The following is a 13648-nucleotide window of genomic DNA, read 5'->3' on the forward strand; positions in this document are numbered from 1 at the left end:
GCGGTTCATTTTTTTAAAATAACATGATTAGAAAAATAGGCTTTTGGTTGCTATGGGTAGGATTAGTTAGCTACGCCTTTCTATTAGCCCCTCCCAATCAACCAGACACATTTGAACTGATTAAAAATCTGTCAACAGGTCAATGGACAGGCATCAACCCTTTGATTATTGCCCTATTTAATATCATGGGTGTCTGGCCTCTGATTTACGGTTGCCTGTTATTTATAGACGGCAGAGGGCAAAAAATACCAGCTTGGCCTTTTGCAACATTCTCCTTTGGAGTAGGAGCCTTTGCCTTATTACCTTATTTGGCACTGCGCGAACCGAATACACAATTTTCAGGGCAAAAAAATCTATTTTTGAAAATACTTGATTCTCGCTGGCTGGGCCTTATCCTAACAATTGGCAGCGTTATTTTGGTTAGCTACGGCTTACTAGGAGCAGATTGGGCAGATTATGTTCAACAGTTCCAGACAAGCCGTTTTATTCATGTTATGAGTCTGGATTTTTGTCTATTGTGCTTAATATTTCCCGCCCTGCTAGGAGATGATATGGCACGGCGAGGAATCAACAATCCTGCACTTTTTTGGACTGTGGCACTGATTCCACTTTTTGGCCCTTTGGCGTATCTTTGCCTGCGTCCGCCCTTACCAGAATCTACTACCGAGGTGGTATCAAAACAGCAGCAGCCCGTCTCAAACGTAAGTAGGTAGGTATAAAAAGCCCTGTTGAAAAATCCTGTTTCTTCGGTTAGGGAAATTGTAGATTAACTTGACCAAAGACAGACGTAACCGATTTTGTCTCTGCTTTAAAGTTAGTTAACAAACAAGCGTGGAATTATCGGTCAAGCTCGTGGGTAGAAAAATAGCATTATGGTTGTTATGGGGTGGCTTTATCGCCTATGTCTTGCTGCTGGCCCCTCCAATTACGCCGGACACATTCAGGCTAATTAAAAACATATTGACTCTTCAGTGGGCAGAAGTTAACCCAATTATCCTCTCCATATTTTCCCTCATCGGCATCTGGATACTAATCTACGGTTGCCTTTTATTTATCGATGGCAGGATGCAAAAGATTAGTTTTTGGCCCTTTGCTTTGGGGGCAGCGGGGACAGGAGTAATTAGTCTAATCCCTTATTTAGCTTTGCGGGAACCGAATCAAGAATTTTCTGGGCAAAAGGATGCCTTCCTGAAAGTTTTTGATTCTCGCTGGACGGGCATTATCCTCAATTTAAGTACGCTTATCTCACTGGCATTCGGCTTGCTAGCAGGTGATTGGGGAGACTTTATTCAGCAGTTCCTAAGCGATCGCTTTGTCAATGGTATGAGTTTGGCTTTTTGCCTGTTCTGCCTGCTATTTCCAACTGTTCTCGGCGATGACATGGCGCGTCGAAGTTTCCAAAGTCCCCAAATTTTTTGGGCAGTGTCCCTGGTTCCACTGCTTGGCCCACTTGCCTATCTGTGCCTTCGTCCACCTTTGCCAGAAAGTAGTGCTGAAGCAGCATAAAATTTCATCAACACTACAAAGGTGTGAATGACATTCACAAACTTGACTTAAGAGAGACGCGATCGCTTGCGTCTCTCTTTTAAAGTTAATCTACACCGCAGCGTCAAACCATCTGTCAAAATTATGGGCAGAAAAGTTGTATTGTTCCTAATCTGGGTGACATTTGTTGTCTATACGGTTTGGTTGGCTCCTCTAGATCAACCAGACACACTGCCACTGGTTAAAAAGCTGTTAACATTTCAGTTGGAAGAAGTTAACGCCATTCTAACTAGCATATTTTGGCTAATGGGTGTTTGGCCCATGATTTACGCCTGTCTAATGTTTGCTGATGGCAGGATGCAAAATTTTCGTGTTTGGCCTTATTTTATTGGGTCAAATGGAATAGGAGTAATTTGCCTCATTCCTTATTTAATATTGCGGAAATCAAATCAAGATTTTGATAGTAAAAAGGATTATTTACTGAAAATTTTAGATTCTCGTTTAACAGGAATTTTTCTATTTTTAAGTACGATTTGCTTACTTTCCTACGCTATAGTTGCCGGAAATTGGGCAGATTATATTCAACAGTTCCAAACCCGTACCTTTGTTCACTTGATCAGCTTAGATTTTTGCCTGATGTGCCTAACTTTTCCTTTGACATCATTATTTGATGATGATATGGCACGTCGAGATTTGAAAGATTCCCGAATTTTTTGGGCTGTAGCGTTGGTGCCGCTTTTTGGCCCTTTAAGTTATATTTGCCTGCGTCCATCGTTACCAGAAAACAGTAGGGTGGAATTGCCTGGGGTCACAAAGAAGGCATCGCCTATTAGCCATTTGAAGCCTCTAGCTTGAAACAAGATAAATTCTCTATAGCAGTCCTAAATGACTTGTGAAGGCGAGATACCCGACTTCTTAGAGAAGTCGGGTATCTGAAGGGCTGGCACCTTACAATTCAAATACGATTGCTATACTTTCTCTTTCTCTGTATCCTATACGTCTCGAAAAGAGACTTTTACATAGATACTTATCTAAATGCAAATACTCAACCGTTACCAGTTTGAGAACGCCATACATTAAAACTTTTCAACCTTCGTATTCGCTATCAATTTCTATATCCAGCGTGTCTTCATCTACTCGCACATACAAAATATTTGGGCGACAGCAGACTTGACAATCTTCTATGTAAGACTGTTGTCCACCCGCACTAAGGTCAATAAAAGTAACATTTGGTTCGCCGCAATAGGCGCAGTAAAACTCGGATGTATTCTGCATTTACTTTAATCCCCACCAGCACAAAGTCCGGCAGGGAAATCTCCTAAAATCGAGCTATCACTTGATCGCTACTTGCATTTTGTAGCTGGCGTTACCTCTAGTTCCGCCAACCACAATCTTATAATCTCCCGTCGCAGGCAATACACCGCGCCAGCTAGTTGCCTCTTGCCTGATAATCCGCCCATTGGGAGCTACAACATCAAAAACAGCGTTTTTCTCCAAGGAGGTGATGCTGAGTGTCATTGTCTGGCGTGCCTTAGCACTAAGTAGATAGGTATCTCTAGTACCTCGCACTACCCCATACTCTACAAGCGCTGAGCTTTTACCAGGTGCAAACCGGATGCGTTGTGTGCGACCCCGCGCTTGCGCGATCGCAAAGCTGGGTTCAACTGATGCACTACGGGTAGAGGCGAAGCTTGTAGTTATAGCCTCTACAGAGGGTGCTAAGCATAAAAATGCCCCTACACCTACTAAAGCCAGTTTTGAGACAATACCATTAAATTCGGGTTTCATGGATGCCATGCGATCGCCTACTTTTCGAGGGTAAAACATTTTCTCAGTTTCTCGAAAGTTTTCTCGCGATCGCATCAGTGGTATTGCGGTTCTTACTTACTCGATTAGGTTAGGTTACTCCGTGCGATCGCGGTGGCAATTGGGCTGTAACTTAGATTAAGCAGGCATCAAACTCTGTGCTGTCGCTAGGTGCTTTTGCAAGGTTTCCACTGGTAGTGGCCCAGCTAAGTGACTCCAAGGCAAAACTTGCTCTAGCGACCAGTTGGCATGGACGTAGTAATCTAGTTCAGGCACCTGTCCTCGCAGTTCTTTGAAAGCACGGCGGTAACTGCCTAGAGAATCACCGTAGTGTCGCGTCAGTTCCAATAGATAAGATAAGCGTCTGTCTCCTCTGGATATTAGCGCTTGCATTACCGACCAGTTATAACTTTCCGGTCGAAAATTAATACTCTCGCGTCGCAATTCCTTGTCTAACTTTTTGAGGCGTTTTTCGGCTTCTCGATCTACGCCAAACCACTGAAATGGCGTGTGCGCTTTGGGTACAAAGGTACTGCATCCCAATGTTAAGCGTAAACCGGGAGCAGCTCGTTTTAGCGATCGCATCATTGCCACTGTTGCGTCCAAATCCTCTGGTTCTTCCCCAGGAATTCCCGCCATCCCGTAAAGTTTCAGTCCAGTTAATCCACCAGTTTTGGCATTTATCGCCGCTTGCACGATCTCATCGTTATGCAGCTTTTTGTTGATAATCTGTCGCAAACGTTCTGAACCACTTTCTATAGCAATAGTAAGCGATCGCGTGTCTCTTTTCGCCAAAGTTTCCGCCAACTGCACCGTCACCGTATTTGTCCGTACCGATGCAATACTTAAACGTACATCGTCATACTTTGGCTGACTCAAATATTCCAGCAGAGTTTGAAATTCTGGGTGTTGTGTAACAGAAGCCCCCAACAATCCTAACCGATTTGTCACTGCCAACCCGCGCTCAATTGCCGGAATCAGCGAACTTTCTAAACTAGCCGTGCGAAAAGGTAAAGTGAGGTAACTTGCCAGACAGAAACGGCACATCTCCGGACAACTGCGTACCACTTCCACCATGTAGATATTTTCCCACGCCGCCTTTTCTGTTACTACGGTCGAAGCAGACAAAGTATTACCTCGATAAGTCTGCTTTTCTACCCGGCTGGGAATTGCCTCATCTACTGGCTGAATCGACTTTATTAAACCATCTGGATTGTGATATTCCACCACATACAAACTGGGAACATAAATTCCCGGAACTTGCGCCAACCGCTTCAACTGAGTTTGTCTATCAGCTTGTCGGACTTCCTTGTAAGCTTCAATGAAATTTGGCAGCAGATTTTCCCCGTCTCCTAGCAATATCACATCAAAAAAGTCAGCAAAAGGTTCAGGATTAGCAGTTAATACTGGGCCTCCACCAAATACTAGGGGATGATTATCAGAACGGGCAGCAGCGCGAGTGGGAATTTCTAACGATTCCAGTAAATTGAGGATATTTACATAATCCAGTTCCCAAGAAACAGAAAAACCGACTAATTCTGGATTTCTCGGCAGTTGTTCCTGGGTATCCGTAAACAGGCGACTCACCTGCACATCGCAGCGCATTGCCAAAGTCGCCCACACCACCTGATAGCCCAGGCTAGTGATGCCAACGCTATACTCATTTGGGAAGCCAAATATTGTAGGTATGGCATCGTTGTCAGGCGTTGCAGGTGTAAATAAAAGACGTTCAGCAGCAAATACTCCGGTCATCACAGGCAAATTAAGCGTCAGAATAACATTTCATCTATATTTAATTTTAAACCATAGAATTATAAGATTAAAAATTAAGGTTACTAAGTTGGCGATAATTATTGGTAAAGCTTGAAGATAAATTCCGTACACCAGCCACAGAAAAACGCCACTACAGAAAATAATTAGCATTTCCAAAGACACATCCTTTGCTGATTTTGAGTGCCATATTTTAAAAAGTTGTGGCAAGAATGCAATGGTAGTTAATGTAGCTGCGAACAAGCCCAAAATTGTAATAAAGTCCATTTAGATTCTGTAATTGACAATTATATTTGTAGCGTCTAGGTACCTCTCGCTAAATTGATTGGCACGAGAGGAGATTATAATTATGATACCGTTTGGGAAGTGCCTGGTTTGTGGCGGCGAGCTGCGCGAGTAAAAACATCTTACGGCTAAAGGGTGTGGCTACAAAAACTAAGCCTTACTCCGCAAGCTTTTAAGACTGCAAATGCTGTCTTGATTTGTGTGTCCACACCCTCTAGGATGGGGACTACAAAAGAGATATATAGCCGCTATTATTTTAAAACTACTTCAGATATGGATTTCTTTACCTTCAATTACCTGCCTAGGGGCATGGCAATGCCATGCCCCTACATATCGCGAGTTTTATAATTAACTTAATCCATGAATTCATTAGAATAAATCGATAGTTAGAGTTGCAGAAATTCACCTTATAATTTTATATGTTTTTCTTCCCTAAGTTGCTCCAAGAAAATGATTTTAAGTGCTGGTAAAAATTGATGCTTTTTAAGTCAATTCAGCTCAATATCAGTAATTTTTATTTCTGAGTTAACTTTTCGTAGTATGAAGAGCAGACTAGAAGAAGATGACTCTGTATAATTAGTTGCCTGATACTTGGACTTCAGGATAGCAAAATGTTCTGTTTGGCTGGGGAACTGTTGATATATATGAAGTTGCGGGATCAAACCGGATGTAAAGGAAACTATAACTACACAGCAGCTATATAGAACCCATTTGAGATCTATTCCTGAAACTAAAAGCCTTGCAGCTAGCTGGTTTTATCCCTGTTCTTGCAAAAAACAGTCTTGTTAAGCAGGCTCTATCATTGATCGCAAAGTAACGGCTTACTTCAAAGCCAAGCACCCCAGCAAAAGATGTCAAATGGGTTCTATAAGAAACCGGAAAATTACCTACATCACAAAATGCGATCGCATTCTGGTTATGCTCAATAAGTGCAGTTCACAGGGTGCATAATTGTAAACTAGATTCTTGGATATAGGAGGCAAATTCAGATCCCAAGCCTTACAATAAGCAAGAACAAGGGCGAGTAGTAGCAGGGCTTGTGGTGTGATTAAGGAGTTGACGTGGCAAAGTTCATCTCAAGGCTGAAGGATATATCAGGCAAGTTCAATGCAGGAGTGTCAACTGAACCAGTAGATACTCCTAAGATTGATAAACAACCAGATAACCCAGATAAGGTAGATAAACAGACATTGCGGCGGCGGCGGGAAATCAAGCGAAGTCTCTTGCGGATGAAGCGCTTCTCTGGCCAGCAGTTGGAAGTTATCAAAAAGCCTTTCACGGGAGAAAATCCCCTTCATCACAAAAAGCGATTTTGGATCGGCTTGGGCGTGGGAGGAGGCGCGATCGCGCTGGGTGTTGCTTGGTCGTCTTTTGAAAGCAGCTTGCCCGATACTGGCGATGTATTAACTTTAATGCGCCCAGAGACTTTGACCATTAAAGCCTCTAACGGCAAAATACTCCAGCAAATTGGCCCCACTACCCGCGAAGCCCTAAAAATTGACAAAATTCCTAAAAAGCTGATACAAGCCTTCATCGCCATAGAAGACAGACGCTTTTACCAACACCAAGGGGTAGATTATCAGGGCGTAGGGAGAGCAATAGTTTCTAACCTGGTAGCCAGAGATGTCGTCGAAGGCGCTAGCACTATTACCCAACAACTAGCGAGGATGGTTTTCCTCGATCAAGAGCGTAGCGTCTGGCGCAAGCTCAAAGAAGTTCGTACCGCACAAAAAATTGAGAACGGAAACACCAAAGACCAAATTCTGGAACGTTATCTGAATTTGGTTTATTTGGGAGAAGGTGCTTATGGAGTAGCAGATGCGGCTTGGGTTTACTTCACCAAGCCAGTGTATGAGCTAACGTTGGCGGAAATGGCAACCTTGGCCGCAATACCACCAGCACCGAATGAATACTCGCCGCTGAAGAACCCGCAAGTTATCAAAGAGCGGCGAAATTTGGTATTAAAACGGATGCAGGAGGCTGACTTCATTACAGCAGAAGAAGCCGACAAAGCGATCGCTGCCCCATTAATTACAAAAGCAAGTCCTCCCAAACGCCTCGAAAGATTCGCCCCCTACTTCACCGAATACATCCAACAGGAACTGCCCAAATACGTTTCTAAACAAGTGCGGGAAGTCGGCGGTTTAACTGTGGAAACCTCCCTGCACGCAGAGTGGCAGGAAGCAGCGGAAGAAGCTGTCACAAAAACAATAGAAAACACGGGAAGAGGTCAAAACTTTGAACAAGCTGCCCTAGTTGCCATCGATCCGCGTACCGGAGAAATTAAGGCAATGGTTGGGGGAAAAGACTTTTTCAAACAACAATTTAATCGCGTCACCCAGGCACAGCGCCAACCTGGTTCTACATTTAAAGCATTTGTTTATGCAACAGCAATGGCAGCCGGATTTACTCCCTATCGCGGCTACCTAGACTCACCTTACAAAGTAGACGGCTATACCCCCAAAAACTACAGCGAAACCCACCAAGGCTGGATCTCCATGCGAGATGCCCTGATCAGCTCAATAAATGTAGTCGCTGTGAAAGTTTTAGTAGATGTCGGGTGGGAACCAACGATCCAACTGGCACGCAAAATGGGAATTGAATCAGAACTCAAACCCACCTACTCCACAGCTTTAGGTGCCTCCGAAGTCAACCTGTTGGAACTAACTAGCGCTTATGGCACCTTTGCTACCAACGGAACACATACAAAAGCCTTTGGCATTCGCCGTGTTCTTGACCGACGCGGCAACGTAATTTACAACGCCAAATCTAAATCAGAGCGCGTTCTACAAGAAGACACATCTGCGATCATGACTTGGCTGCTGCGGGGTGTTGTGAACGAGGGTACAGGTCAAGCTGCCTCTTTAGGCGATCGCCCCGTCGCTGGCAAAACCGGAACCTCTGACGAAGCCCGCGATCTGTGGTTTATTGGTTACATTCCCCAAATGGTTGCTGGTGTTTGGCTGGGCAATGACAACAACAAACCTACTTGGGGTGCCAGCAGCACAGCCGCCTACACCTGGCACGAGTTCATGGAGAAAGTCGTAGAAGGGATGCCCATCGAGAAGTTTCCCCCTCGGCCTACCCAATTAGAAGGGCGCAAACCCCAAATCGAGGTCAAGCCCATCAAGCCTCGAAGCAGCTATTCTGGGCCTATAACTACAGACAAAAGCGACAACGACGAGCAAACTCAAACCCCCCGACGGAGAAGATCCCGCCGTACATACAGCGAAGACAACTCCAGCAACGAAACTCCCCGGCGTAGCCGGAGCCGCAGTAACAGCTACCAAACCAACAGTGTACAAAGTGGCGAGACTCGCCCCAGCCGCAGGCGGCGACGCAGCCAAGAAGTCCAGACTCAAGAAGTACCCACACGCACCTATCGCCGCCGTCGTCGTAGTTCACAAAACACACAATCTCAGAGCCAGCAAACTCAAGAAACGCCTACGCGCAGCTATCGCCGCCGTCGTCGTAGTTCACAAAACACACAATCGCAGGAGTCGGCACCACTGCGGCGTAGTAGTTATCGCCGCCGGTCATCAGAATCGACTTCCTCGACTTCCTCAACTTCCTCGACTTCTCGCCGCCGACGGAGGAGCAGACAAACAGTACAAAGCTCTCAGCCACCAGCACCACGCGCACCCAGAAGGGAGTACAACTCCGCTGCGCCACCAGCACCCCCAGCTGCCAGGAAGGATAGTTCTTCACAGTAGTAGGGCTTAGGCACGTCAACACGCTGTAGGGGCATGGCAATGCCATGCCCCTACGACAGAATCAGGCATTCACTAATTAACTGCGTAAGTCCTGAGTAGGCATCTTGGCAAGAAAAGCTGAGCAGCTGAGGGACTGAGGGAGAACCTGAATTCAGACTCTCTCTTATCCCCTCATCTGGGGATCAAACTCAAGGGTGATAGAGGAGTCTCTTAAGTTTGGTACGATAGCCAAAAATCGATAAGGAGATTACAAAAAATGAGTTTACTTATGGACGTTGCTGCTGCTAGTGGGCCTCATTTTCCAGTTTCTGCTACTGCTGTGTACGCAGTTGGTTTTATTGCTGCTGTAACTATTGGCTCAGTTGCCTGGTACAACTCTAAGCGTCCTGTAGGTTGGGAAGATAAAGAGCGTCCGGATATTGTGCCTAATGTTAAAAAAGAGGAAACCCCTGGTCTGGGCAAGCCATAAAAAAGGAAAAAGGAAAAAGGCAAAAATTATAAAATCCATATTGGTCTAGTCGCACCTAATAAATATAGGCCGATAAAGAAAGAATTGAAAAGAGACACTTTTCGCTAATTTGTTAGGTGTCTTTTTTCAATTCTCTAGATTTATCTATGGGATTTTTACTCTGGCATTTTTGCATTTTTCCTGGTTAGCGCAGTGCTACAGGAGAACGCAAGGTCACATTCAAATCGGTGTTGGGGTCAATAACCACAACATCAACTTTTCTTTGGCCTAAAAACAGCCCACCCAAGGCACCCAAACCAGCACCGCCGAGGATTTCTTCAGTAGCAAGCGCTTTGTCGCCAGTCAAAGCAGCGATCGCGGCCGCAGCTGCTCCGCCAAGGGCAGCACCTTTGAAAATAGAACTGGTGTTGCTTCCCTGACCTACCTGTTGGGTTCTGGTAATTATTTTAGAAGCACCATTGATCCGCTCCCGTTTACCGTTGGAAAACACTAATTCCTGAGCAACAAACCGGGAACCTTTTCCATTAGGAGCAGGGCGTAGTTGACCAACCACCTGAGTTCCAACAGGAATTACAATAGCACCGCTAGAGCTTTTAACGTTGCTTGCGACGCTCAGAGTTACAGGGGCAGTTTCGGTAGGGGTAACAACGATTTTAGTGGCTTTGTCATACCTGACGGCAATCCTGGTTCCAGATGCGAGGGTGACTGGAGTTGTAGGAAATTCATAAGATTGTGCAGCCGCAGGTGCAGTTGCGATAAGTGTGGGGACAGCTACACCAGTAGTGATGGTTAGTGCCATGAGTGCAGCAGTTGCAGATTTCCAGCTAGTCATAGAAAACACTCTCAGTATTTACGCGGTTATATGTAGGGACGGCTTGTTAGTGAGATTGTTTCTTGACAATTTAACCAATCTAGGAGCAAGAAGAAGAGAATCGCCTATAAGTCTTGTGAGGTGGACATCTTACCCGCCCTCAACAGGTGTTTTCAAGACGCAATCGCGCTTTCAAAGGCAACATCACTAACGTCTATTTACAGAGTAGCTAACGCCTAAAACCAAGCTAACCGCACGATCGCGCTACATTGATTCTCTTTTTCGTTGCTCAATCTCTGCTATGGGTAACAACAAAGTATCCTCTATCTCCTGTCGCACCTCGCGACTCACATAACAATCGCTATTCAAACACTCAACCAGCAACAAATTTGCATCGTAATAATGATCGAATATTTCCTTCTGCTGTTTATTCAACTGCCAATCATGACCAATATTGCGATACTTAATCATTAAGTTTTTTAATTGCTCAGTCCAAGCCTGTCCGTGATTTTTCCACCAAAGTCTATATCCTGTTGTATCTTCAATCAGATTAGGTTGTTGGTCTTTCAAGATTTCTTGGAGTTGTTTGAGCGAACGCTTGAGTTCAGGCTCAAGAGCATATTTGCTGGCACCACTACCGCTGAGGGCGTGGTCACGAGCCAATCTAAGCTCAAAGAGAAGGAGATAGTCGAGAACAAGACCACTGGCAGGATGGCAATCGCTATTACTGTTAAGAACATCGCCAAAGTCGTTAGTTAAGTCACGGCTTAAGCAATGAGCAAGCCTAGTGTCAAGAGTCATTTCGTAAATATTACGGTCAAGAGCAAAAGCAAGATAAAAAGCTCGAACAGTTGCTGGCTTGTAGAGAACCTCTACTGAAACAGATTTCTGACTTACCCACATTAAAAAGTGCTGTAACTTCTCATCGTCAGCTATAAGTGCATCAATCTGCTTTTTCATCAGCTGTAACAAAAGGTCTGCACTTGGTGACATCCCAACCGCTAGTAAAAAAACTTCTCGCCAGCGTTTCTCGGCGATATGACTAACCAGATTTTGCAATCTCTCCTCTAACGGCTGTGTCCCAAAAACAATTTCTCTAGCTGTGAAATACTCGTGAAATGTTAGATGAGAAAAAGAGTAAATACCTTTAGCCCGTTCCACTAATAGTCCATGTTGATATTCAATTGAACGCAAAACCACCTCACTGTCCAGTTGCAATGCTTCCGGGTCAGCATTGGCATCAGGTAAATTACGGATATAATCTGTGATGTATTGCTCGGCTACTTTCTGCTTAAAAAAATAGTCACCTTGATCAAACGTAGTTAGGGCAATTTTGCTGAGTAAATCTTCCTTACGCTGAACTGATAGCTTTTTGTAAACTTGATCTCGTTGAATCCCGCGCTTGGCATCCCATTTTTTCATCAGCGCATCAAGCCCTTCTTTGTATAGTTCAGAACGATTCGCTGGAAAATCCCCTGACTCTTCAAATGCCAAACATAAGAGCGTTAGCAGTAGCGGACTTGCGGCAAGTTCGTTGATCCGCTCATTTTCTTCGAGGCGTTCGATAAAAGTCTCTGCTTTTACAGCTTTATTCTTAAACCAGTTAGTGACAAAGGTGGCAATTTGTTGACTATCAAAATCAGCAACTTCCACCTCTGTAAATTTCTCAAAGGTATATTCTCGCGCTGCAATCCGGCAGGTTATGACAAAGTGATTGTCACGATACTGGTCAGATAAATCACGGATCTCTTTTAAGACGCGCTTATTGTCTTCCTCTCTAACTTCATCCAGCCCATCGAGTAAAATCAATGCCCTGCCGCATTCAATTACATTTTGTAGAGACGCGATAACCCTTGTCTCTACAACCCCGTAACCCGCGAATTGCTGAGTGATGTATTCCAATAAACCCGGTTTATTAGCGGCTTCAGCAAAGTCTTTGAGAGTGACAGAAATCGGCACGCGATCAGCTTGAAATTTACCCTGATTGCACTGAGCTAAATACTTCAAAAACGTGGTTTTACCTGCTCCAGGCTTCCCCAAAATCATCAGCTTGGGATATTTCTCAACCGCCTTCAGTCCTGGCACTCGTTCTTCAGCGATTCTGCCCAGTCCAAAGCGCTCAACATCCTCAAAGTTGCACTCTTGTAGTAATTCAGCAATCTCTTTGCGCCTGCGCCCAGTAATTTTCTCCAGAATATTGACGTTGGTGTAGATATCATTCAACCCAATGGGGTGAGTCATATCCAGTACGCGCATCGTCCCGCAGCGTTCTTGAATGATGGGTTCTATCTTTTCGCGTACCTCTTGCACCAGCGCAGCGATATCAATGTTCGTGTCCTGACTCTGCTTTTCTGGTTCAGGTTCAGCAATTTCTTCCCAATCGAGATCCAACAAACGGCAGATATCGATAAAAGTAGGACGCTCAATCGGCTTACCCGCGAAAAATTTCCCTACAGGCTGGCGACTCGTTCCTACTTGTTCTCCAATCTGTGTTTGCGTCCAGCCTTGGTCTTTCACAACCTTTTTGGCTTTCTGAATGCCTTCTGAAGATGCCCGGATTGATCGCTCTGCCATTGTCTAACCACAAAACGCTGATGTTTCTTTGATAACTCATACAACGCATATAGCGCATACAAGCGATCGCAAACGTCGGCTTCAGAAGATGAAAGAGACAAGCTTGAAACTTGCTTCTTAACGTAATGCTAACTGGCACGCTCTACTTTATTCTCCAAGTCTTGACTGTAATGCTAATTGAAGAGTCTGCTAAGGCAGGCTTCCGGAAGCTTAAAAAAAGTAAGGCTGTCAGACGCCGGATTTCGGTGTTGTGGTTTTGTCTTTACATCAAATGGCGATCGCGCAAATAATCAACCCGGCGAATGGAATTCGCGGCTACACAGACGAAACCCGCCTGCGCGGGTTTGAATTTTTCTAGGATGATGGGTGTGATGCGATCGCGTAACCTAGCGAAATGGAGAATGCGATCGCATTCCCTATATAGCAATCCTATTTAAGTTGTGAACGAGTATTCGCCCTGGTGTAGGAACACAGCAGTGCCTTGTCCCTAAAGGGTTTCACGAATACTTTAGGATTGCAATATACCAACAGGAGTTACGCAGTTGGTACAAGAGTCAGCCAAGGAGCCGCTAAGTAGGAACGCACCGCCTCCCGAACAATACTGGCTTTGGACTCATACCAACTAATGCCAGTATTAAACCAATGCATCTCCAGGCGTAGAAACGCTCGAATCGCCAAACCAATGTGATTGCGTTGAGCACGAGAAGAACGCACTTGGGCTTTTTCAACCCCACA

The 13648-nt window shown here is 44.9% G+C and carries 11 protein-coding genes and 1 pseudogene; 5 read left to right on the forward strand and 7 right to left on the reverse strand.

Annotation, left to right across the window (positions count from 1 at the left end; all coding sequences use genetic code 11):
• Positions 1-23: 23 nt before the first annotated feature.
• The 3 genes from H6F66_RS27355 (at position 24) to H6F66_RS27365 (ending at position 2340) form a co-directional block, all read left to right on the forward strand.
• The gene (locus H6F66_RS27355; protein WP_190428307.1) at positions 24-713 is read left to right on the forward strand and encodes a DUF2834 domain-containing protein; all 690 of its coding nucleotides are present in this window, start codon (positions 24-26) and stop codon (positions 711-713) included.
• A gap of 139 nt (positions 714-852) precedes the next feature.
• Positions 853-1506, forward strand: coding sequence for a hypothetical protein (locus H6F66_RS27360; RefSeq protein WP_190428336.1), 654 nt, complete (start codon positions 853-855; stop codon positions 1504-1506).
• Between the two features lie 123 nt (positions 1507-1629).
• Positions 1630-2340 (forward strand): DUF2834 domain-containing protein, encoded by a 711-nt coding sequence (locus H6F66_RS27365; protein ID WP_190428309.1) that lies wholly within the window; start codon positions 1630-1632, stop codon positions 2338-2340.
• A gap of 231 nt (positions 2341-2571) precedes the next feature.
• Here the strand turns inward: H6F66_RS27365 and H6F66_RS27370 are convergent, their stop codons facing one another.
• From H6F66_RS27370 to H6F66_RS27385, 4 genes are all read right to left on the reverse strand, one after another.
• Positions 2572-2760 carry a CPXCG motif-containing cysteine-rich protein gene (locus H6F66_RS27370; protein ID WP_190428311.1) on the reverse strand — a complete coding sequence of 63 codons (189 nt, stop codon included), beginning with the start codon at positions 2758-2760 and terminating at the stop codon, positions 2572-2574.
• Between the two features lie 57 nt (positions 2761-2817).
• The gene (locus H6F66_RS27375) at positions 2818-3348 is read right to left on the reverse strand and encodes a hypothetical protein (RefSeq protein ID WP_190428313.1); all 531 of its coding nucleotides are present in this window, start codon (positions 3346-3348) and stop codon (positions 2818-2820) included.
• Between the two features lie 81 nt (positions 3349-3429).
• On the reverse strand, positions 3430-5046 hold the full coding sequence (locus tag H6F66_RS27380; RefSeq protein WP_190428315.1) for a radical SAM protein: 1617 nt from the start codon (positions 5044-5046) through the stop codon (positions 3430-3432).
• Positions 5047-5073: 27 nt separating this feature from the next.
• Positions 5074-5328: a SemiSWEET transporter gene (locus H6F66_RS27385; protein ID WP_190428317.1), complete on the reverse strand. Its 255-nt coding sequence runs from the start codon at positions 5326-5328 to the stop codon at positions 5074-5076.
• Positions 5329-6407: 1079 nt separating this feature from the next.
• Between H6F66_RS27385 and H6F66_RS27390 the strand changes: the two genes are divergently transcribed.
• Entirely contained in the window at positions 6408-9059 is a 2652-nt protein-coding gene (locus H6F66_RS27390) for a PBP1A family penicillin-binding protein (RefSeq protein ID WP_199313388.1), read from the forward strand.
• 256 nt (positions 9060-9315) lie between these two features.
• A complete protein-coding gene (locus H6F66_RS27395) occupies positions 9316-9528 on the forward strand; it encodes a hypothetical protein (RefSeq protein ID WP_190428319.1) in 213 nt (70 codons plus the stop codon).
• Between the two features lie 184 nt (positions 9529-9712).
• On the opposite strand, the gene H6F66_RS27400 is transcribed toward H6F66_RS27395, so the two are convergent.
• The 3 genes and pseudogenes from H6F66_RS27400 to H6F66_RS27410 all read right to left on the reverse strand — a co-directional run.
• Positions 9713-10360, reverse strand: coding sequence for a hypothetical protein (locus H6F66_RS27400; protein ID WP_190428320.1), 648 nt, complete (start codon positions 10358-10360; stop codon positions 9713-9715).
• Between the two features lie 243 nt (positions 10361-10603).
• Positions 10604-12913: an NACHT domain-containing NTPase gene (locus tag H6F66_RS27405; RefSeq protein WP_190428322.1), complete on the reverse strand. Its 2310-nt coding sequence runs from the start codon at positions 12911-12913 to the stop codon at positions 10604-10606.
• 534 nt (positions 12914-13447) lie between these two features.
• Positions 13448-13648 (reverse strand): annotated as a pseudogene (locus H6F66_RS27410) (IS701 family transposase); the annotation flags it as partial.

Source organism: Trichocoleus sp. FACHB-6, from assembly GCF_014695815.1.
GTDB lineage: Bacteria > Cyanobacteriota > Cyanobacteriia > Cyanobacteriales > FACHB-T130 > Funiculus > Funiculus sociatus.

Coding starts and splice junctions, on each gene's coding strand:
- H6F66_RS27385 (WP_190428317.1), bottom strand. CDS start 5,328: ATGGACTTTATTACAATTTTGGGCTTGTTCGCAGCTACATTAACTACC.
- H6F66_RS27375 (WP_190428313.1), bottom strand. CDS start 3,348: ATGCGATCGCGAGAAAACTTTCGAGAAACTGAGAAAATGTTTTACCCT.
- H6F66_RS27400 (WP_190428320.1), bottom strand. CDS start 10,360: ATGACTAGCTGGAAATCTGCAACTGCTGCACTCATGGCACTAACCATC.
- H6F66_RS27370 (WP_190428311.1), bottom strand. CDS start 2,760: ATGCAGAATACATCCGAGTTTTACTGCGCCTATTGCGGCGAACCAAAT.
- H6F66_RS27355 (WP_190428307.1), top strand. CDS start 24: ATGATTAGAAAAATAGGCTTTTGGTTGCTATGGGTAGGATTAGTTAGC.
- H6F66_RS27405 (WP_190428322.1), bottom strand. CDS start 12,913: ATGGCAGAGCGATCAATCCGGGCATCTTCAGAAGGCATTCAGAAAGCC.
- H6F66_RS27365 (WP_190428309.1), top strand. CDS start 1,630: ATGGGCAGAAAAGTTGTATTGTTCCTAATCTGGGTGACATTTGTTGTC.
- H6F66_RS27395 (WP_190428319.1), top strand. CDS start 9,316: ATGAGTTTACTTATGGACGTTGCTGCTGCTAGTGGGCCTCATTTTCCA.